Origin of the sequence: Paenibacillus solani, from assembly GCF_001277345.1 — a bacterium.
Classification (GTDB): Bacteria; Bacillota; Bacilli; order Paenibacillales; family Paenibacillaceae; genus Paenibacillus_AQ; species Paenibacillus_AQ solani.
This window is the reverse complement of record NZ_LIUT01000001.1, coordinates 263,966-283,891: the sequence shown is the minus strand read 5'-3', so window position 1 is coordinate 283,891 and position 19,926 is coordinate 263,966. Positions and strand designations below refer to the sequence as shown.

The 19,926-nt window shown below is 47.6% G+C and carries 18 protein-coding genes, 1 CRISPR repeat array and 1 riboswitch; of the genes, 3 read left to right on the top strand and 15 right to left on the bottom strand.

The window, feature by feature from the left end; all coding sequences use genetic code 11:
* Positions 1 to 324 precede the first annotated feature (324 nt).
* From cas2 to AM231_RS01220, 13 genes are all read right to left on the bottom strand, one after another.
* Positions 325 to 615: a CRISPR-associated endonuclease Cas2 gene (gene cas2, locus AM231_RS01280; RefSeq protein WP_054400962.1), complete on the bottom strand. Its 291-nt coding sequence runs from the start codon at positions 613 to 615 to the stop codon at positions 325 to 327.
* Between the two features lie 9 nt (positions 616 to 624).
* Entirely contained in the window at positions 625 to 1,656 is a 1,032-nt protein-coding gene (cas1c, locus tag AM231_RS01275; RefSeq protein WP_054400961.1) for a type I-C CRISPR-associated endonuclease Cas1c, read from the bottom strand.
* A complete protein-coding gene (gene cas4 / locus AM231_RS01270) occupies positions 1,653 to 2,312 on the bottom strand; it encodes a CRISPR-associated protein Cas4 (RefSeq protein ID WP_054400960.1) in 660 nt (219 codons plus the stop codon). Before cas4 ends, cas1c begins: the two co-directional genes overlap by 4 nt.
* Positions 2,302 to 3,159, bottom strand: a complete 858-nt coding sequence (gene cas7c, locus AM231_RS01265; protein WP_054400959.1) for a type I-C CRISPR-associated protein Cas7/Csd2 — start codon at positions 3,157 to 3,159, stop codon at positions 2,302 to 2,304. The genes cas4 and cas7c overlap by 11 nt, the downstream gene beginning before the upstream one ends.
* A gap of 13 nt (positions 3,160 to 3,172) precedes the next feature.
* Positions 3,173 to 5,098, bottom strand: a complete 1,926-nt coding sequence (gene cas8c, locus AM231_RS01260) for a type I-C CRISPR-associated protein Cas8c/Csd1 (protein WP_054400958.1) — start codon at positions 5,096 to 5,098, stop codon at positions 3,173 to 3,175.
* The gene (gene cas5c / locus AM231_RS01255) at positions 5,095 to 5,814 is read right to left on the bottom strand and encodes a type I-C CRISPR-associated protein Cas5c (protein ID WP_054400957.1); all 720 of its coding nucleotides are present in this window, start codon (positions 5,812 to 5,814) and stop codon (positions 5,095 to 5,097) included. The genes cas8c and cas5c overlap by 4 nt, the downstream gene beginning before the upstream one ends.
* A 110-nt stretch (positions 5,815 to 5,924) precedes the next feature.
* Entirely contained in the window at positions 5,925 to 6,353 is a 429-nt protein-coding gene (locus AM231_RS01250) for a hypothetical protein (protein WP_054400956.1), read from the bottom strand.
* Positions 6,354 to 6,684: 331 nt separating this feature from the next.
* Positions 6,685 to 9,111 carry a CRISPR-associated helicase/endonuclease Cas3 gene (locus AM231_RS01245; RefSeq protein WP_054400955.1) on the bottom strand — a complete coding sequence of 809 codons (2,427 nt, stop codon included), beginning with the start codon at positions 9,109 to 9,111 and terminating at the stop codon, positions 6,685 to 6,687.
* Positions 9,112 to 9,506: 395 nt separating this feature from the next.
* Positions 9,507 to 10,199: direct repeats of the CRISPR family, unit length 32 nt; unit sequence ATTTCAATCCACACACCCATAAAGGGTGCGAC.
* Between the two features lie 295 nt (positions 10,200 to 10,494).
* Complete coding sequence (gene thiE, locus AM231_RS01240; RefSeq protein ID WP_054400954.1) at positions 10,495 to 11,178, bottom strand: thiamine phosphate synthase; 684 nt, start codon at positions 11,176 to 11,178, stop codon at positions 10,495 to 10,497.
* The gene (thiD, locus tag AM231_RS01235; RefSeq protein ID WP_054400953.1) at positions 11,175 to 12,176 is read right to left on the bottom strand and encodes a bifunctional hydroxymethylpyrimidine kinase/phosphomethylpyrimidine kinase; all 1,002 of its coding nucleotides are present in this window, start codon (positions 12,174 to 12,176) and stop codon (positions 11,175 to 11,177) included. The genes thiE and thiD overlap by 4 nt, the downstream gene beginning before the upstream one ends.
* Entirely contained in the window at positions 12,173 to 13,015 is an 843-nt protein-coding gene (gene thiM, locus AM231_RS01230; RefSeq protein ID WP_054400952.1) for a hydroxyethylthiazole kinase, read from the bottom strand. Before thiM ends, thiD begins: the two co-directional genes overlap by 4 nt.
* 52 nt (positions 13,016 to 13,067) lie before the next feature.
* Positions 13,068 to 13,754 (bottom strand): thiaminase II, encoded by a 687-nt coding sequence (tenA, locus tag AM231_RS01225; protein ID WP_054400951.1) that lies wholly within the window; start codon positions 13,752 to 13,754, stop codon positions 13,068 to 13,070.
* A gap of 145 nt (positions 13,755 to 13,899) precedes the next feature.
* Positions 13,900 to 14,003: riboswitch (TPP riboswitch) on the bottom strand.
* Between the two features lie 216 nt (positions 14,004 to 14,219).
* Entirely contained in the window at positions 14,220 to 15,242 is a 1,023-nt protein-coding gene (locus AM231_RS01220; RefSeq protein WP_054400950.1) for an ABC transporter substrate-binding protein, read from the bottom strand.
* Between the two features lie 196 nt (positions 15,243 to 15,438).
* Here AM231_RS01220 and AM231_RS01215 point away from each other — a divergent pair, with 196 nt between their 5' ends.
* From AM231_RS01215 to AM231_RS01205, 3 genes are read left to right on the top strand one after another with little or no spacing between them, the layout of a single operon-like run.
* Positions 15,439 to 16,422 (top strand): FecCD family ABC transporter permease, encoded by a 984-nt coding sequence (locus tag AM231_RS01215; RefSeq protein ID WP_054400949.1) that lies wholly within the window; start codon positions 15,439 to 15,441, stop codon positions 16,420 to 16,422.
* Positions 16,419 to 17,465: a FecCD family ABC transporter permease gene (locus tag AM231_RS01210; protein ID WP_054400948.1), complete on the top strand. Its 1,047-nt coding sequence runs from the start codon at positions 16,419 to 16,421 to the stop codon at positions 17,463 to 17,465. Before AM231_RS01215 ends, AM231_RS01210 begins: the two co-directional genes overlap by 4 nt.
* A 22-nt stretch (positions 17,466 to 17,487) precedes the next feature.
* The gene (locus AM231_RS01205) at positions 17,488 to 18,357 is read left to right on the top strand and encodes an ABC transporter ATP-binding protein (protein ID WP_054400947.1); all 870 of its coding nucleotides are present in this window, start codon (positions 17,488 to 17,490) and stop codon (positions 18,355 to 18,357) included.
* A gap of 324 nt (positions 18,358 to 18,681) precedes the next feature.
* On the opposite strand, the gene AM231_RS01200 is transcribed toward AM231_RS01205, so the two are convergent.
* Complete coding sequence (locus AM231_RS01200; protein WP_054400946.1) at positions 18,682 to 18,864, bottom strand: hypothetical protein; 183 nt, start codon at positions 18,862 to 18,864, stop codon at positions 18,682 to 18,684.
* Between the two features lie 320 nt (positions 18,865 to 19,184).
* The gene (locus tag AM231_RS01195) at positions 19,185 to 19,763 is read right to left on the bottom strand and encodes a YecA family protein (RefSeq protein ID WP_053489739.1); all 579 of its coding nucleotides are present in this window, start codon (positions 19,761 to 19,763) and stop codon (positions 19,185 to 19,187) included.
* Between the last annotated feature and the right edge of the window lie 163 nt (positions 19,764 to 19,926).

Sequence of the window (19,926 nt, the reverse complement as noted above, 5' to 3'; positions counted from 1 at the left end):
ATTTCAATCCACGCACCCATAAAGGGTGCGACACGGAATTCATTATCCCAACCTTGCTGCCCTTCGTTATTTCAATCCACGCACCCATAAAGGGTGCGACTAAGTAGATTGTTCAAGTCATCCAGTAAGTTAAAATTTCAATCCACGCACCCATAAAGGGTGCGACTCCGATTTTCGATGCATATGAGCCCGAAAACCCGTCATATTTAACTTTATAATAAATATTCAGGAAAAATTTCAATCCATAATTTTGTATTAAAATATGTTATTGGTAATTATGTGGTGCGAATCACCCAGGGAAATCATGTTCGCTTGGCATTCGCACTACAGAATCAAGAGGCCTTCCATATCCAGCGATTTTTTGATCCCAACATGCTCAACCTTATTCTTATAATGGTTGCCCAACTGATAAAACCGGAGACTGTCTTCTTCCTGATCCATCGCATCCACCAGTTTTCTCTTCAGAACAGCGTATTCGGTAGCATCCACAATGCATTCAAAGACAGAATGTTGGACGCGCTGGCCATAGTTTTGGCATATCTTTGATATTTGTCTCAGCCTCCGCTGTCCTTCATTGCTCATGGTACTAACATCATACGTAATGACTACCAGCATTCACTACACCTACTTCCATAGAAATGGAGGGTACTCATCTAAGTCGTTACGCAAGTGACGTGCTAACAACAAAGCTTGTGCATGAGGTACCAATCCCCAGGATATCTTCTCACCGAGATAAGGATGGGTTACCTTTTCCTGCTTCTTATTTTGCCACGCTGTAAGAAACTTTTTTCTTCCGTCAACGGTCAGAAGCACTGCCCCATTCTCCTTATGTAGAAAATCATCTTTGTTGATTACCTTCTTGTTTATTAATGATAGAACAAATCTGTCAGCGTATACGCCTCGCAGCTCCTCCATCAGATCTAGTGCCAGAGAAGCTCTTCCGGGACGATCCCGATGCAAGAACCCAACATAAGCATCCAGACCGACTCCTTCCAATGCAGCTGCTGTATCATTAGCTAACAGACTATAAGCCAGCGAAAGCATCGCATTTACATTATCAAGAGGCGGTCTTCTCGAACGAGTACGAAAGTAAAAATCCTCTTTCTGTTGCAAGATCATGGAATCGAGCAACTGATTATAAGACAATGCAGCTTGTCCTTCCAACCCCCGCAATCGTTCCAAATCTTCACATTCCCGTAAGGCGAGCATGATCGACGACAGATGTTGTGATGCCGCCTTAAAACGCTCGACATCAATACGCAGCGGGTAATCACGCGTCATTCGTTCAAGAATCCACTTGTGATTATAAATTTTGCCGATGATGAAGTTACGGGCAATTCTTGCTGACAAGACCTCGTCATCTGACAAGAGGCATTGTTTTTTACGAAGCACCACATTCCCCTTGCTCTCACCAATGACTCTGGCCAAAAATCTGCCGCTCATACTCATAAAGGTTATCGATATATTCCTCTCAGCACAGTAACCCATCAATGCAGGACTTGCCCCTGTATATCCGAATGCAATGATAGATTCAAGATTATGAAGTGGAAGTCTGCCCAGCTTGTCCTGATCCTTCAGCAATACGACATTGTCTCCGTCCAGTGACAAATATACATCCGGCTGTGTGATAAATAGCGTATTCAACAGTTTTTTCATTCCCGGATTTTCCCCTCCACATAGCTTCGCACGGATCGTTTGTGCATGATCTGCGGCATACAGATGGATTGAAGGGAGCAGCTTTGGCAAAAGGGGCCTGTTTTTACTTTAGGCGTATACCTGCGCTCATAGTAATCATACATCTCACCAACTACCTTCTTAACCTTAGCTTTAATCTCTTCTGTTAGCTGAACCTCTGTTCTGTGTTTGATCTCATTGTAAAACAGATATCCGTGGTCAATACGGCATAACAGCATTTCTTCCAGACATAGCGCTTGTGCTGCTAACTGTAAGACGTCCGCATCGCTGATTTTGGGCTTGCCCCGCTTATATTCTACGGGGTGCGGTAAATACGTGCCTTCTTCACCATGAATAGCCACACCTTCATTATCCTGAATGAACTCTACGACATCACAAATCCCCGAAATTCTGAGTTCTTGAGATTTTACAGGCATCCCGCGTACGATCAGTTTCCCCCCGCGCTTCTCCCGAACAAAAGAATCATCCGCCTTCTTGTGAAGATACTGCCCTTCCACAGTCCGCACGTTCTCTTCCCATTGCTGTTCAATATGAATCAACGCCCACTGACGTTTGCAAAAATCAAAATGCTGAATGCCCGATAACATCAGATAATCTTCGTCTACATTACCTTCCATCCAATACTTCAGCCTTTAAGCCATCCAACTCAATTACTTCAATAGCGTAATCCTCAAAAACTCTCGGTTCATCTGTCTTAGACCGTACGTTTAAGGAGCGATGTACCTTTGCTGAAGAATACTGTCCTAATTTGGAGCTGTGCTCCCACCAGTACACTTGATGTACTTCCATGCTGCCATCTGGTCTGGCTGACGATAAATCATTCTCAAAAAGAGTGACAAGCGCTTGTTTGATCTTCTCTGCATCCTCATTCGTAAATCCGGTTTTTTCCGCCAACTGTGTATTTATGCTTCCATAGAATACATATAGGCCAAAGTCCACCCGATGCTTCATCCCCATAGTGTCGGAACCTCTGTCCTTACCCGGTTCGGAGTTAACACTCTTCGTAATTTGCATACTGGTAATGTCGATGGGATCAACACTTCGGGCAGTATGGATAGAGACAGGACCTCTTACACCTACAGAAACCCCTCCGCCTGAACCTTTAAAAGCAAATACCTGACCGAAGCTGCGAACATCGATCCATTCTCCGCAAGCCACCCGCGCGAAATCATCACTGGATACGGATTTTGACTTCAAAATTTGACCTAACTCCGGATTGCCATCTGCGCGCTCCCGTAAACTACTATATTCATCATTCTTACGATCATTGGATTGTACAAAAATGGCTTCGCCCATATCCTGAAGACGGTTTCTGATCTTGCGTTTGATTGCAACATCTGAAATTTCTCCATATCCATCATAATTCTGTCTTGGACGGTTTCCATTAAGCGGATCTCCGTTCGGGTTAGCGCTCTTTACGGACAATATGACGGCAAAATCGATTTTGTGATCCAGACTGCTCATATTCACTCACTCCTTAATTGGTGGATGCATTCGTTGCAACTGCATCTTCAGATTTGTCCTTCTTTTGATAAAGCTCATGTCTTTGACTATAGAATCCGAGAAGATATTTACCGGAGAGCGCCTTATTATTAAAATCCTCCATTTGGAATTTATTGCCGATTTCATCAATGATTTTGGTCCAGTACGTGGCTTCTCTGCCTAACCGGGCCTGATAAGGCTGCAATGCCGCTTGAATGACTTGCCAAGTTCGCTCAGGATGCCTTGCAAAAGCATTCATATAACGGATAGCGTTCGTTGCCCGTCTTTCATCTCCCAAAGCCCGTCGTTCAAGCACATCTGCAACAGCAAGCATACGTCCGAACAAGTAACTGCGGTCACCGTTATTTACATCCAGTGCCAAACTCAATCCCTCCTGTCGATCGGTCAGATCTTTGTTAATTAACGCGCAAGCAATACTGAGCGTCTTCTCCCATTCCCAGGGTTCCAGAGCCACAGGATTCGAAGCCCGGTTGATAGCGCTGTTGATAATATCCCTCGGAACTTTAGCACTATCTACAATGCATGGGAGCATTCGCTCCATTAATCCCTTCACAATTTTGTCGCCGGCTCTTGGCCCATATGCTGCAAAAGCGATATCCCTAGTTGCTGGTGCACCATAGAAAGGCACAAACTCTCCCTGATTGTTCTTACGATATCGATGAAGCCAGACACAAGAAGTATGCCAATGGAGCAGCCTGTCCAAATAAAACTCCTTGTTCATATTGCGATAATATAAAACAGCCATACGTCCGGTAGTTGCTGAATCAAGAACCATCATGTTGACTTCGGACTGATACTTCTCGGAAGCTGCCCCAAGCTTATTTCTGTATCCAGCCAGTGCTTTTGCTACTTCATGGGCCAGTGCTTCATTTGTGTTGGATTTGCTGACGACCGCAGGAATCTCATCTGGATCCAAGCTAAAGGTATCTTCCGTCGGTTCAGGGATGTACAATTCATCATTTGCCCATACCAGAAAAACTCGCTGGTCCATCACTTTACCCTGACGCTGGATCAGCCACTTCAAAGCGTTATGCGCTTTTTGAGATACTTCATAGCTGATGCTAGCTGCATTGCTGCTATGGGTGAACCTGCCGCGAAACGTAAAACCTGTTGTATCATTCGCCGAGATCAGCTTCGCTTTATCTGCCGCATTGCGAATCTTGTTCGCATGTCTCTCAGTACTGGGCAGCGTTTTACCTGTAACATAACAAATATCCTCGTCTCCAAGTCGTTCCTGATAATAATGAATAAAGGATTCATACATTTCCCGATCTTTCCATACCCTGGTCAGAATTCGATCCGGCGAATACACGGTGAAACGGATAAAAGCACTGGATTGATCACCCGCAATCACACTGAAAATCGCAGGTTTTTCTGGATATAAGCCTTCGTACTTCTTGTCCCATTTTTCAATGAGACGGTTATCTTCATCAACAGCCAAAGTATGTTTAAAAGCCACCAGGTCTTGTATTAAGGTTCTCTTGCTCAAATAACAATAAATACTCTTTACCTTAGGATGGGCATATGGGGACTCGGCCCAGTTCTGAAGCTCTTGAATATAGGTTGCAAACGGCTCTTCGCCCTTAACTGCGCCGCCGTAAGCCACAAAGTCTCCTGCTACATAGCTTAGCTTGTCATGGAGCGGATAGGGAGCGACGACGGAACCCGCACGGCTGGCAGATTTCTCTGTACTTGGAATCAGCGTACTTGCATCGCTCTTGTCAATCACCTCCGCCGAATGGAACTCCCCAGCTTCTGTAATGGTTACTTCAATATGTGCGTTCTGGGTCGTATGCGATATTGGCAGGAGCGTATACTCCCGTTCATTCCGCATCTCAATCTCGCCTACGCGGCCCAAATTGGACTCATAGGTTTCATACAACTTCAACAGCCAGCTCATTGATCTCCCCCCTCTCCCCAACTGGCCAGCAACTGATCTGCCGACTGGACATTATCCGCATCAAACGGCTTCGGCTTCATCTCCGAAAGATGGCGTACCTGAGTGCATTCCTCCGGTCGGCGGAATGTGATGATTCCATCCTTCATCACCGGTTGCCACAGCCGGACCTCCATCTGATCCCTGCCTGTTTCATCCGGGTAGTTGATACCATGAACCATGTTACCGAGATAAATGTCACCGTAATCATCATAAAAACCTGTTCCTTGGCCAAATTCACAAGGTTCTACATACCCCTGACATTCCCGCGTCCCGAGGAAGATGTCCCGGCGACCTCCTGCTTGCACACTGCGTTTCAAGATGTTATGATGTTTGTTCTCGTTACGATCGAATTCCAGATCAGGACGATGCTTATTAAACTCAAAATGGGCCTGCACCTGATACTCTACATCTCTGAGATACGTATAATTCGCGAGCGTGTTACCACCGCTGTAATCGATTGGGCGGATGCCCTTGGACTCCATACGTATAGGCTTCATCACGCGAATAGCATCGACGATCATAATCAAAGTCGGTTTCCAATATATAGATTCACATATCCCTTTGATTGACTGATAGGTTGGAACTTGATAGCTTAATTTCTCCCCGCCCAGCTTTGTCAGCGGATCTGTGAATAAGGCATAATCTCCGTATACCACAAACTCTACTGCGTTTCTCATATCCTCACCTCCTTTCAACATCCTTAAAGTAGCAAAAGAGTAGACCCATGATGTTTTCTATCGCTAGAAAAAAATATAGAAAGCATCATGTATCTAGTTTGCATAGCTTATTAAAGAGCACTTAATATCTTCATTCTCATCTCTTCTATATCATTTCTTCGTTTAATCACTCTTGGATCATCGTCTTCCAAAACATTCTCAAATTTCTCGAAAGCGGATTCAACTAAATTTAGGAAATGCTTGAAGTCATTCTTTGTTGAGAAGCGTTTGTATCTATTTGATTCAAGCGTATATCGAAAATATGCTGTTTTAAAATATCTCTTATCTTTTAAGAGCTCGCCTTTACGGCGATTTAAGTCCTTCGATACAGCCAATCCTAAGATATTATGACTGTTATCATATAAGATAATAAGTCCTTCCTCGTTAGGTATCTCTACCGACTTATTCCGTGGAATAAAACTACTCCATTCTAATTCTTCAATACGAAACTGTTGATTTAATAAACTCATATACAGCTCACTTTTTGATATAAAATCCATGGTAAATTACACCTCACGTTTTCCTGAAAAAATCAACCAGTATTACAAACGAGCTAAAATTCACCCTTTCTATTATTGGAGTAGTTAAACTCATTAAGATAATATATTTGAAGTTCATCATGGTTGTTCAACATTGCTGTAATAATATACCATAAAATGATGAAGATCAACTGGGATTAATATTACATTATATGAATAAGGCAACTAAAATTCTATCTATGATATAATATTTATCATTTGTCACTCATAGCTTTGCTAGGAGTGTGGATTGAAATATATATTGTAAGATTTGAGAACCTATCCAATAACTTAGATAGGTTCTTTGTCGTACCTAGAACATATTCAAGCCAGACCAGCTTTCATTATCCATATCCAGCCCGAATTCCTCATGATAAGCACCATCTGTCAAAACCAGCATTTGTCCATCAAGACAAGCCCGGATCCCGCCATTCTTATCCAACTTCTGTATTTCGTAATCGAACAAATTAACGGTATACTGCTGCGCCCTTCGCAGCAGTCTCGTAAAGTCCTCAATCCGCCCCGCTCCGTTCAGTTCAGCAATAATCTCTGGACCTTCTTCTCCGTATGGAACAATGACCGATGAAGCAGGATTATCAATCACATGAAAATACTGGGCCGCTGTCCGATAGCTGTTCATCAGAAACTGAGGCGGTCTCTGATTTCTATTCGTTTGGTAATCTTGCAGATAATTGTTGTCAACGGGTTTGGCAAACAGCAAAGAGGTCACCGATCTGCCAATCTTCGGAATCCGATAATCCAAAAGAGATTGCATATCCGTATAATAGTTCTGAAAATAGCTCTTCATCGCTTGCAAAGATAATAGGTGGCCGCCATAGCAAGCAGGGTCCCGTTGTAAGTCTATGAGCATTCTCTGGGTAATCTTTTTCCCTAACTTGATTTCCTTCAGGTGGTTCAGATTTTCTTCTGCATGATCAATGACGTAAACTTCCTGTAGCTCCTTCTCCCCATGACGGTTGCATCGACCGGCTGCCTGCGCAATAGAATCCAATCCGGCCAACGAACGAATGACACATTCAAAACTAACATCAACCCCAGCTTCAATCAGAGGCGTGCTGATGCATATAAGCTTCTCACCATTCTTCAACCGCTCTCTAATGATGTCCAGGATCACCTTCCGGTGTGCTGAACACATCGATGTGCTTAAATGAAATATCGCTATGTCCGGGCTTGCGGCTTTGAGTTCCTTATAGAGATTTTTCACGACTGATTTGGTATTTAAAATAACAAGAACACTCTGCTTTTCCTGGATCTTATCGGTAACTAAAGCTGCAAGTGTATCATTCGTATAGGCGTTATTAGTTGCATAGTCTACAATTTCCACTCGTTTAAAAGCCTCAATCATATGTTCCAAATTGTGAATGATCTCAGCATTTGGACTCACATTCAGCTTATGCTGTACAAAATCCAATGCAGGCTGGGTAGCCGTACATAACACGATGCTGGTATGGCAATAAGCGCTAAGGAAATTTAATGCCTCATTAAACAATGAAACACAAGAAACAGGTACCTTCTGTACCTCATCAAAAATAATGACCGACTCACTCAGATTATGCAGTCTACGAATGCTTTTACTGCTTTTGGCATAAAACACATCCAGAAATTGCACCATTGTAGTAAAAATAATGGGTGTATCCCAGTTGTCTTTGGCCAGCTTCAGCTTTTGGCGCACATTCATAATACCGTCATTTTGCTCATCGTCCTCATCATCTTCTTCAATGACATTCGAGTGATGCTCGAGGATATGAGCCTCATCCTGCAAAATTCTTCGTACTTCGGCTGCATTCTGTTCTATGATTGTTGTGTATGGTAGCACGTATATAATGCGTTTTTTGTTATACTTGATTGCATGCTTTAGCGCGTATCGGAGACTAGCAAGCGTCTTCCCGCCCCCGGTAGGAATGGATAGGGTATAAATCCCTGAAGGGTTATCTGCGAATTGATCGCATTGCTCAGACATCTGACTGCGTAGAAGATGTATTGGTGACTGAGCACTGGCCTGCTCAGAAAAGGATTGAATTTCATTTACTAATCTGCCGTAATACACTGGGAACAGTTCATCAGGAGGAACGGTGGACTCCATACCTTCTGTCACAATCTCCTCAAACTGCCGAGTGTTTGTCCGATCAGCATCAATCAATGCACTGAATATGTATTTAGACAGAAACATACACTTGGCTTCACTGCTTAAGGTAGAAGGAACTGCCCTGAATTGCTTTAATTCTTCGACTGCCCTGTCCACATAGGCATTAAAATCCTTCTCGCTTATGACACGCTCGAAGAACAGCTCCACACTTTTGTCATAGTCCTCAATATCCTGCTTGTCTCTTACACGCTGCAAGTATTTCAATTCGAGATTCGGGTCAATAAAATCATGAAGATAGGAATGGTGAGAGATGATAGCGTTCCCAACAATTTCTGCCATCAATCCTTTTTCCTTATTGTGAAACAACTGATATAGAAGCCGCCCTCCAGCGGTTGAATGATCCACGCTCCCCCGCCTCGGTGGGGCATCTGGATTGCGCACGGCTTCAAGGATGTAGTCTCTAAATTTGTCCGTATACTTGCCCATGTCATGCAGCATTCCGGCAAGCCCGGCGATATGCTTAATCCCGATTCGTTCCCCATACTGCTCTGCCAAACTTTGGACCCCATGGAGATGATCTTCCACATATTGGTCCTGATGGTCACTTTCTCGGATATGTGCAATATATCTCATATTATTATCTCACCTCCGTAAGTCCAGAATTTCGGATGCTTTCATTAGTGCAAATTACTTATATTAATAGATAATTTCTAGAGTAGTTACCTAATTTGAATTAATTCTACAGACCTATTTCTATCCCCTTCAATTTCCAGTGATTTTTCTGCTTTTTGTTACATTTTGGTTCATGATTTTGCAACATTCGATCTGGGGTCATTCATTTTTTCGTCCGGGTTGTTTCGTTCTTCTTAGTGTTGAGCATGCAAAAAAGCTTATTCCAGTTGGAATAAGCTTTTTTGCAGTTTACAGAACATGAGCGGCGCCATAGTAGATCGACCCAGCTTCATTTCTCATTTCATTCCTCGGGTGCAACGACCGATCCAATACCCACCATTAAGCCGGGAGATAAGATTTCAATCCACACACCCATAAAGGGTGCGACTTAAAAACGTTGAGAACAAGCTTGTTTCTTCATGATTTCAATCCACGCACCCTTAAAGGGTGCGACAAGAGTATTTCGCTGAACGTCCCGTGCTCGAGAAATTTCATTCCACGCACCCATGAAGGGTGCGACCCTTCTATAATAACGTATCCAATATACAATCATTATTTCAATCCACACACCCATAAAGGGTGCGACGACACACAGCCGTCCACTGATGTGCAAGCACCGGAGATTTCAATCCACACACCCATAAAGGGTGCGACAGTAGACAAGCAATATGACCTCTTAGAAGACGAAATTTCAATCCACACACCCATAAAGGGTGCGACCTTTCATAACCGCTTTGCCTTCTTTGTCGTAATCATTTCAATCCACACACCCATAAAGGGTGCGACCCGCCTTGTTCCCTCGGTCTATATCGCTTTATTATTTCAATCCACACACCCATAAAGGGTGCGACCTTCAAGATCGACTTCTTAACGACCAAATCTATCTATTTCAATCCACACACCCATAAAGGGTGCGACGAGCTAGTTTCTGGTATTAGGCCGCAGATAGATATTTCAATCCACACACCCATAAAGGGTGCGACAATAACTGGAGCTGTTTGATCTATAGTGATAGTGATTTCAATCCACACACCCATAAAGGGTGCGACTCCGATTTTTTAACATATTCACATTAAAAAATGGCCCATACATATAAAATACATAAGATTGATTACGAATTCCATAGAATCCCACAATAAAAAGCAACGAAATTGGGTTTATATGTTAAATATTTGGTGCGAATCTCCTAGCAAATTCATGTTCACTATACATTCGCACCAAGCTTTTTTTATGAATCTTTTTCAATGGTATGTAGAAGGAAAGGCAGAGCGCATACACTAATCTCTAAAATAATATAGAGTGTCGAACGGTATCCATTCGACACTCTTTATATTGTAAGTACTCTTAATGGTTAGCGAGCTTTCTCAAGAAAAAGCGTTCAGATGCCCCTGCAATGGTCTCCACTGCCTCCCGCGCTGACTCCGCCCTCGTCACGGCCGAGATCACGGCGACGCCATCCGCTCCTGCGCAGAGAACTTCCTCCACGCGCTCTGCGGTAATCCCACCAATCCCGACCATTGGCAGGTCGATTCCCGAATCACGCAATATACGGAGTATATCCGTGCCCTGCACAGCTCTGGCATCATCCTTCGACCGGGTTGGATAGATCGGCCCGATGCCAATATAATCGGCACCGTGGCGAATGGCACGCTCGGCCTCCTCTACCGTGTGCGCAGAGACACCCAGGATGCGGTTGCCGATCCGCTTCCGGACATCAGCCGCGCATTCGTCGTCCTGCCCGATGTGCACGCCGTCGGCGTTCAGCTTCAGGGCTAGCTCTACATCGTCATTGACGATGTAGGGCACGCCCGCTTGGTGGCATTGATGCTGGATCCGGCGAGCCAGATGAATCATCGGCTCGCCAACAAGGGCATCATCCCCTTTCTCGCGGAACTGAATCATGGTTGCTCCGCCAGCCAGTGCTTCCTGCACGACATGAGTGGGATCGACGGGGCAGTCAATACTGCCGAGCACGAGGTACATTCGGAGATGCTGCCTCATCATCGAGGGTTCCACTCTCCCCGTCATAGCCCTACCTCCTGACGGCAGCGATACGCCCAATGATTCGTTGGGCCATGACCCAGCCCCAGGTTCAATCCATCCTCAATGGCAGCCTGGATAAAGGAACGACCGTTTCGGATCGCTTCCATAGCGTCCAAGCCTTTGGCCAAGCCTGCGGTAATGGCAGCGGAAAAAGTGCACCCTGTACCGTGAGTATGTACGGTATAAATCCTTGTTCCGCGTATTTCCGTAAAGGTAGTACCATCATATATAAGGTCAATAACAGAGGGGTTGCCTGGATAGCTGTCCTGCTGCGCAATGGCGGAACTCGTCCCATCAGCCCCCTCGGCATAACGGTAAATTCTCGTTTGATCATGGGTACATTGGGACTGCAGTTGGTCTTCCTGCTGAATCTCTATCCCTAAGCGACTTCCCCTGTCGCTCTCGTTCTCCTCTACTTCCTGTTTAATCATTCCGTCGTCATGCCCGCCTTTGATCACAACGATCCGAGGACCCAGATTCTGAATACGTCTTGCCGCTTCCTTCCGGTCTTCCATCGTGCGGATACGCATCCCCGCCAGTACTTCAGCCTCAGGAATGTTAGGCGTGATGATCAACGCCAGCGGCAACAAATCTTCTATTAGAGCCTGCACCGCTTCATTCCGCAGCAATGCCGCTCCGCCCTTGGCAATCATTACGGGATCAACTACAACCTTCTCCCAGCCAAATGCCCGAATCTGTTCAGCAACGAGGCGAATGATCTCCGCACTGAACAACATACCTGTCTTCAATGCATCTACTCCAAGATCTGAGCCTACCGCTTGAATCTGCTCTGCGGCTGCTTCGGAGGGTAGCGGATATACGCCATGGACTCCCAGGGTATTCTGCACGGTGATGGCTGTAATCGCCGACATGCCGTATGCACCGAGCTCCTGGAACGTCTTCAGATCAGCCTGAATGCCGGCGCCTCCGCCGCTGTCAGACCCGGCAATCGTGAGTGCCCGAGGTATGTGTGTCTTATTCATCTTGTGCCGCCTGCAGCAGCCGCTTCTGCTTCGCGGATTGCGGCATATCCCTCCAGCGAGCCAGGGTGAAGCTTCGCCAACTCATCCAGGAAAGCGATCTGGAAGCTCCCGGGTCCCAGGTCCGCTGTGCGCTCAGCGGCCCTCGAAGCAGCAGCTCCATAGAAGGCCAGCCCTGCCGAACCTGCAATCAGCAGGTTCGCTTCGAGTGCGGCAAAAGCACCCAGCACCGAGGTGAGCAGGCACCCTGCGCCGGTGACCTTCGTGAGCAGAGCATCTCCGCCGCTAATGATGCGCCCGTTCGTTCCATCGGTAATCACATCCTCTTCACCAGTTATGGCCACGATCGTACCTAACCCTCTTGCGGCCCGCACGGCCAGTTCAGCGTCATCGCTGCCTTCACTCTTCCCAGCATCTACGCCTTTAATCTCGCGGCTCTCTCCGACAAGATGAGCAACTTCGGCCGCATTCCCCCGCACGAGCGATACCTTCACCTCACTTAAAATACGCAGCGCCGACTCGGTCCGAAAACGGGTCGCGCCCGCACCAACCGGGTCCAACAGTACCGGAACGCCATGCGCATTCGCCGACTGACCAGCGATAATCATCGCATCCACCAGCTCGCGGTTCAGCGTGCCGATATTCAATACAAGCGCGCCCGCAATGGCCGCCATATCGGCCACTTCCTCGGTCGCGTAAGCCATGACCGGCGACGCGCCAAGCGCGTATAGACCGTTAGCCGTAAAATTCGTAACCACCACGTTCGTCATATTATGAACGAGGGGGCTCGTCTGCTGTACCTTTGTTAAAAGCGCCGAAACTTCTTTTTCCCATGAATGCATATGAATCAGCCTCTCTTATCTATATTGGAATTTATTGTATTAGTCATAAACCTTATCCCACTACAGCCTGCAGCGGCACTGGCCATTCCTCCTGCTTATAAGCCATGTCCCAGAACATATACTCCAGCTGGCAGCTCAGCATAAAATGCGCCCTCATCCGTTCCCGCTCCGCAGCGGTTACAAGCTTAGCCCACTCATCGACTTGCTCGCAGAACGCAGCGGCCGCATCGTCAGCACGGTTACCGTAGAAATAAATCCAATCATAGAATGGGTGAGATTCATCCGGCTTTACCTCTTCCAGCAGCTTGCGGCCAATCTCCAAATACGTCCACGGACACGGCAGCAGTACGGCCATAATCTCACCCAGACTGCCCTCATGTGCCACTGTCAGCATGTGATGGATATAATGATGCGCGGACGGAGCAAGCGGATACCCTTGAAGCTCCTCATATGTCATACCGGCTACTGTACAAAAATTCTGATGCGGATGCACCTCGCTGTTCAGAATAAATGAAATCTGTTCGTTGAAGACCGCGATCTCTTCACGGCTGGTCGATTTGGAAATCGCGATGCCGTATATCCGCATATAAGCATTCAAATACTCAAAATCCTGCTTCACATAGTGAATCAGCTGTTCTCGCCCAAGCTTCCCCTCGGCGATGCCTCTTACAAAGGGATGATTAAAGATTGCCTCAAAAATGCCGTCCGCCTGCTGACGGAGCTCTTGCGTGAAACTCATGGTTTATCCCACCTCCAACATATTGAAGAGCAGGAAGTCCGTAAGACACGACTTTTCCAAACGACGCAAAAAAGCCGCCCCCCGAAAACTGGAGCGGCTTCGACAACAAGCACCGGCACGCTTAACCAAGCATACCGAGACTGTATATCCGAAGGCTCCACTTTCCTACGCTAGTACGAACTAGATCAGGTTCAAAGGGTCCAAGATACGCTCTTGTCTCAGCCGCTAACGGCTCCCCTAGTGGACTTCCTATTCTTATGTCTATTACTGTACATAGGTTTGCAGCAGGTGTCAAACATTAACGACGGAACCAAAGAATAGGAGAGATATGCGCCACCAACGTGACTAACGCACAAAATAGGAGACCCCTCAAGATCTCAGATCTTGCGGAGCCTCCTATATCCTGTTCACCTGTTATTATCCAGGTTATGACAGATCGTCTGCCTGCGCATCCGTCTTTATAAATTACTGAATGCCGTAAAACTCCTGAAGCTGGTCGATCATCAGATTCGCTGCTAGGATGCCGCCTGCTGTGTTCCAGATCGCATCATCCACTTTGTGGGCTTGACCGTTCTTGACGACATTCAGGTTTTTCCATAGCGGATCGTTGATCCACTCCTGCTCGGTTTGGTTGGCGCCGCCATCCCCGGTTTCATATGTGAAGTAGAACAGTCTGTCGGCGTCCGCCTCAGGCAGACGTTCCTTGGTGATCTCATCCACAAAATTATCCTTGGCGTTCTTGGTCATGTCGTTGCGAGCAATGCCGATTTTATCGAAAATGACGCCTGAGAACGTATTAGTATGATACACGCGTGTCTTGCCGGCCATGAAACGGACCACAGAGACAGTCTCGTCTAGCTTGCTTCCGGCCTTCTCTTTGAAATCCTGGATCCGCTTGTCGTAAGCAGCCAGAAGCTCTTCACCTTCAGCCGTTTTGTTCAGTGCCTTCGCATACAATTCAAAATTGTTCTGCCACTCGCCGCGAAGATCCTCGGCAAATACGGTCGGCGCGATCGCCTTCAATTGCTCGTATACCTTCTCCTGACGCATCTTGTTGCCGATAATCAGGTCCGGCTGCAGGCCAGCGATCAGCTCGATGTTCGGCTGGCTTTCTTCCCCGACAACAGTAACGCCTTCCATCTGGTCTTTAATATGCGGATACCATGGGTCGCCTGTCCAGGATCTAACAGCACCTACAGGCTTTACACCCAAAGCGAGAAGCGCTTCAGTTCCTTCGTTCGTGAGGACCACTACTTTTTTAGGCGTTCCCTTGATCGTTTCCGTGCCCATGGCATGTGTAACTTCATATGATTCGTCAGCTGCGCTGCCGTTATTACTCTCTGCGGTATTCGTCGTGTCGCCACTCGCGTTGTTTGTGTCCTCTTTCGCTGGGCTTGCACCACACCCGGCAAGAATCACGATCATGATGAGTGCCAGCAAGCTAAACTTGAGGCCTCTCGCTGATTTATTTGCTATTCTTTTTCCCATTTTTGTCTAAATCCCCCTTGTGTTGTATCCCTCTACTTGAAAATCATTATCAATCACTGATTCAAAACTATAAAGGGTATCCTGAAAAATATCAAGATATTTATGAGAATGATTATCAAGATCATTGACAGATAGAATCCCTTCACCTAAAATTCATATGAAATTAATTATTCATGGACTTGGAAAGTGAGCATATATGCGCGTACTCGGACTATTGATATCTCTACTGGCGCTAACCGCTGCCGTCATCGGCAGCATCACACTTGGAGTAACGAACATACCTCTTCATCAGGTATGGGAATCGTTCACTCACTTTAACGGAAGTAATGAGCATTTAATCATTCTCACGGCAAGACTGCCCCGTGCACTCATTGCGCTGGCCGCAGGAGCTAGCCTGGCTGTCTCGGGAGCGCTCATGCAGGTCATCACTCGCAATCCGATTGCATCCCCCAGCACACTGGGCGTGAACTCGGGTGCAGCCTTCTTCATCATTATATCGGCGGGGTGGCTAGGCATAAGCGGATTCCAATCCCTTACCTGGGTTGCGATGATCGGAGCCGCTGTGAGCGGTGGTATCGTATTTTTCCTGGGGAGCATTGGCAGAGATGGCATGACGCCGGTAAAAATCACCCTTGCAGGGGCCTCCATGGCTGCCTTCTTCCATTCCTTAACGCAAGGATTGATGCTCTCCGATGGCAAAATGTTCGATCAGGTACTAATATGGCTGGTCGGCTCGGTAGCCGGACGCGACTTGAACCAACTTGCAGCCGTATGGCCGTACATGGCTGTTGGCATGCTGGCTGCACTCCTGCTGGGCCGTCATCTGAACGCGCTCTCCATGGGTGACGATATCGCCCAGAGCCTGGGGCAAAAAACAGCCGTCATTAAACTATTAGCGGCAGCGGCCGTTATTTTGCTGGCTGGAGGTTCCGTTGCCGTTGCGGGACCCATCGCATTCGTCGGAATCATCATCCCGCATATCGTTCGGTATTTAATTGGAAATGATTATCGCTGGATTCTGCCTTACAGCGCGGTGCTGGGTGCACTTCTGCTGGTGACGGCCGATCTCGGTTCCCGATATATTGCCATGCCGAAGGAAGTACCGGTCGGCGTGATGACCGCAATCATCGGGGTGCCGTTCTTCGTGTACATAGCCAGGAAAGGAAGACGAGCACAATGAGCAAACACCGCATATTCCGCTCCAGAAACGCGAAAGTATCGTTTATGCTGGAGCACCGAACACTATGGGTATGTCTGATCCTGGCCGTGCTTTGTTTCGCCGTCATGGTGATTAGCACAGGAACGGGAAGCCAGTTTATTTCACCGCTTCATGTCATGAAGGCATTGTTCGGCGATGCTCCGCCTATGGAGCAGGTCATCGTCATGCAGCTACGACTGCCCCGTATTATCATCGCTGTCCTGATCGGCGCTTCTCTTGCAGTCGCTGGTGCGATTTTGCAGGGCGTCATCCGCAACCCCCTTGCTTCACCTGATGTCATCGGTATTACAGAGGGAGCATCGCTTGGAGCGGTTCTCTTCATCTTCATATTCACAGGCACCGTATCCATCCATTGGATGCCGCTGTTTGCCATTCTTGGCGCTTTTTTCATTACCGGACTGCTGTATGTGCTCGCCTGGAAAAATGGCGTATCGCCGCTGCGGCTCGTCTTGATCGGTATCGGGGTATCGGCCGCGATCAAATCTATCTCCTATATGCTAATCATATCCGGTCCACTGCAGCTGGCCGATCGTTCGCTCACCTTCATGGCGGGCAGCATTTACGGGATGTCCTGGGATAAGGATGTATTGACCCTGCTGCCTTGGGTAGCCGTTCTTCTTCCGCTTACCTGGCTGCAAGCCCGGAATGTGAACATTCAGGCGTTGGGGGACGATGTTGCCAGCAGCACGGGCGCACAAGTCCAGAAGCAGCGACTGATTCTGATCGGACTTAGCGTAGCCCTGGCAGGAGCTGCGATCTCAATCGGCGGCGCCATTGCCTTCATCGGACTAATGGCACCGCATATGGCCCGCAGGCTTGTAGGTCCAAGCTTCGGGAGCGTACTGCCGGTCAGCGCACTGATCGGCGCAATTCTGCTGCTTGTCGCAGATTTGGTAGCACGGACGGCATTCCTGCCGCGTGACGTGCCGGCAGGCGTATTCACCGCCGCGATCGGTGCGCCGTTCTTCCTCTACTTGCTGTATCGTAACCGCAATCGATTCTAGAACCCGAAAGGAGCTAAGCGTCATGAATACGCTGGAAGCAAAGGGATTGGGGCTGTCCTATGGGGGAGACTTCATCTTCGAAAATCTGGACTTAACCGTGCCTATAGGTAAAATCACCGTGTTTATCGGCAGCAACGGCTGCGGTAAATCCACTTTGCTGCGCTCCATGGCCAGACTGCTGAAGCCGCAGCGCGGCTCGGTCGTGCTGAACGGGGCCGACATTGCAAGCATGTCCACCAAGGACGTGGCGCGAAAGCTCGCCATTTTGCCTCAAGGACCTACTGCGCCGGAAGGATTAACGGTGATGCAGCTCGTGAAGCAAGGACGCTATCCTTACCAGAGTTGGCTGCGTCAGTGGTCACGTGAAGATGAGGAGGCTGTCATGGCGGCTCTTAAGTCGACAAGGCTGACTGACCTGGCTGATCGTACGGTTGACTCGCTCTCCGGCGGCCAGCGCCAACGTGCCTGGATCGCGATGACGCTGGCGCAGGAGACGCCGCTCATTCTGCTTGATGAACCGACCACCTATCTGGATTTGACACACCAGATCGAAGTCCTGGACCTGCTGTATGATTTGAATGCTCAGGAACAGCGGACCATCGTGATGGTGCTGCATGATATTAATCTGGCCTGCCGTTATGCCGATCATATCGTTGCCATTCGCGATGGGAGCATCAAGGCTGAAGGAAAGCCGGAAGATATCATTAATTCCGAGTTGATGCAGACTGTGTTCCAGCTGCCGTGCGAAATTATTCCCGACCCGCTGTACGGAACTCCGATGTGCGTTCCGCACGGAAAGGGCATGCGGCGGCCTTCGACCGTCAAGCCGGACGCAGCGGACCCGAAACAACCAACAACTTCAACACCCGCCCCTGATCTGGCAACGGTGTAGCATACATGCAATAAAGCCGGCTCTCTTCCGCATTCAAGCGGTAGGTGCCGGCTTTTTATGTAGGCTATCTTGCAGATGGGTTATCATCTAAAACAGTCCTGGTTTTCGCAAACCAAGATATGGGACAGCAGAACGGCAGGGACATCGAAAAGGCGCAACGGCTTTAACACGTCCATCACTATCGAATATACTAGCCGTCGTTACGAGTCGACAGAGACATAAAAACATACAAAAAACCGCCCCCATAGTTGAATGCGGTCCTTGTTACTCTATCGATATTGGCCTTCTGCTTCAGTTGAATACGACTGCTCTGTTAATGATATATCAAGACCATTTACCTGCACGGAGGTCTTTTTTTCTATGGCGATGCTGGATTGCTTTAAGCAGCTTAGACTTTTCACGTTTCCGCTGCTCCAGCAGATTCTTTACCCCTCTCATCAACATCCGGTACCTCATATCATCCTTATGGCCAAGCTTGCGCATTTCGTCAAAATACTCTTCTGTCATTCTATCACTCCAGCTGTATAAGTCTATAGAACTAGAATACAGGACTAAACTATACAATTTCTACACAAAACTCGATTGCACGCTGAGTCGATAGTCCCCGTATGACAGAGCTGCCTGTCGGCCATCTGTTATACGACACACTTGGGCATGCTGCTGGCGGGCCTCGCAAAGCTTTTTCTTAGATTGGGTAAACCCGGGGACGGCCCCGTTTATGATCAAACAAAAAACAACCGCTCCCCTTGAATGGGAGCGGTCATGCTATGGGGCCGAATGCACACCATTCGCATTCATGCCGTAGATTATTTACGCTGGGCAATTCCTTAACGGCCCAGGGACATATCCTTGTTCTCTTCGTCCTTGGATTCCTCGTCCTCGACGTTTACGTCGTCACCGGATGCTGCTACGCCATCCATAAAGTCTTGAATCTGACCGCTATTGCGGGTCAGTGTAGCTACGGAAACCTCGTGCTTCTTCGCAATATCGGACTTCGTTGCTGAAATGTTAAGCGATGAAGTTACTATATATTCTAGCGCACTAGCATACCCGCCCTGCTTGCGGTACTTTGGATCGGCTTCTCTGGAGAAGCTGTTCCAAACCATCAGGAGGCTGAACACTTGAAACAGCTGCTGTTCATCCTGCAGCTCATAATCCTTGCAGATCTGCGGAAACACAGCCTCTGCAAGCTCACGATGCTCATCGGCGTTCCATTCCATCCACACCAGCTTATCGTTAATCATTTGCCGAAGTTGATCGACTTGTAGCTTAGGCTCTGCTGCTCTCACACCAGGGAACTGGATGACCTTACCGTATACCGTGCGTTCATCTTTTTCCAGACAACATCTTTTGTACTTTTTTCCGCTTCCGCAGTGACATAGATCGTTTCTTCCTAGCTTTTTCATTTCCTAGCTCCTATTTGAATGATTTCTTCTATTATACATGGAAAATATAAAAATGCGCACCTTTGACTATATAAGCCTTCAATACTTGCGATCTTCCACTAATAGAACGACCTTCCCTAGGGGGGGCTTCCGATAAGAAGGACTACTAGCAGGATAGATAGCA

Excerpts from the sequence above, each read along its gene's own strand:
- AM231_RS01210 (WP_054400948.1), top strand. The coding sequence starts at position 16,419 with ATGAGCAAACACCGCATATTCCGCTCCAGAAACGCGAAAGTATCGTTT.
- tenA (WP_054400951.1), bottom strand. The coding sequence starts at position 13,754 with ATGAGTTTCACGCAAGAGCTCCGTCAGCAGGCGGACGGCATTTTTGAG.
- cas4 (WP_054400960.1), bottom strand. The coding sequence starts at position 2,312 with ATGGAAGGTAATGTAGACGAAGATTATCTGATGTTATCGGGCATTCAG.
- cas2 (WP_054400962.1), bottom strand. The coding sequence starts at position 615 with ATGCTGGTAGTCATTACGTATGATGTTAGTACCATGAGCAATGAAGGA.
- AM231_RS01250 (WP_054400956.1), bottom strand. The coding sequence starts at position 6,353 with ATGGATTTTATATCAAAAAGTGAGCTGTATATGAGTTTATTAAATCAA.
- AM231_RS01200 (WP_054400946.1), bottom strand. The coding sequence starts at position 18,864 with ATGACAGAAGAGTATTTTGACGAAATGCGCAAGCTTGGCCATAAGGAT.
- cas7c (WP_054400959.1), bottom strand. The coding sequence starts at position 3,159 with ATGAGCAGTCTGGATCACAAAATCGATTTTGCCGTCATATTGTCCGTA.
- thiE (WP_054400954.1), bottom strand. The coding sequence starts at position 11,178 with ATGACGGGGAGAGTGGAACCCTCGATGATGAGGCAGCATCTCCGAATG.
- AM231_RS01195 (WP_053489739.1), bottom strand. The coding sequence starts at position 19,763 with ATGAAAAAGCTAGGAAGAAACGATCTATGTCACTGCGGAAGCGGAAAA.
- AM231_RS01245 (WP_054400955.1), bottom strand. The coding sequence starts at position 9,111 with ATGAGATATATTGCACATATCCGAGAAAGTGACCATCAGGACCAATAT.
- AM231_RS01205 (WP_054400947.1), top strand. The coding sequence starts at position 17,488 with ATGAATACGCTGGAAGCAAAGGGATTGGGGCTGTCCTATGGGGGAGAC.
- AM231_RS01220 (WP_054400950.1), bottom strand. The coding sequence starts at position 15,242 with ATGGGAAAAAGAATAGCAAATAAATCAGCGAGAGGCCTCAAGTTTAGC.
- cas8c (WP_054400958.1), bottom strand. The coding sequence starts at position 5,098 with ATGAGCTGGCTGTTGAAGTTGTATGAAACCTATGAGTCCAATTTGGGC.
- thiD (WP_054400953.1), bottom strand. The coding sequence starts at position 12,176 with ATGAATAAGACACACATACCTCGGGCACTCACGATTGCCGGGTCTGAC.
- AM231_RS01215 (WP_054400949.1), top strand. The coding sequence starts at position 15,439 with ATGCGCGTACTCGGACTATTGATATCTCTACTGGCGCTAACCGCTGCC.
- thiM (WP_054400952.1), bottom strand. The coding sequence starts at position 13,015 with ATGCATTCATGGGAAAAAGAAGTTTCGGCGCTTTTAACAAAGGTACAG.
- cas5c (WP_054400957.1), bottom strand. The coding sequence starts at position 5,814 with ATGAGAAACGCAGTAGAGTTTGTGGTATACGGAGATTATGCCTTATTC.
- cas1c (WP_054400961.1), bottom strand. The coding sequence starts at position 1,656 with ATGAAAAAACTGTTGAATACGCTATTTATCACACAGCCGGATGTATAT.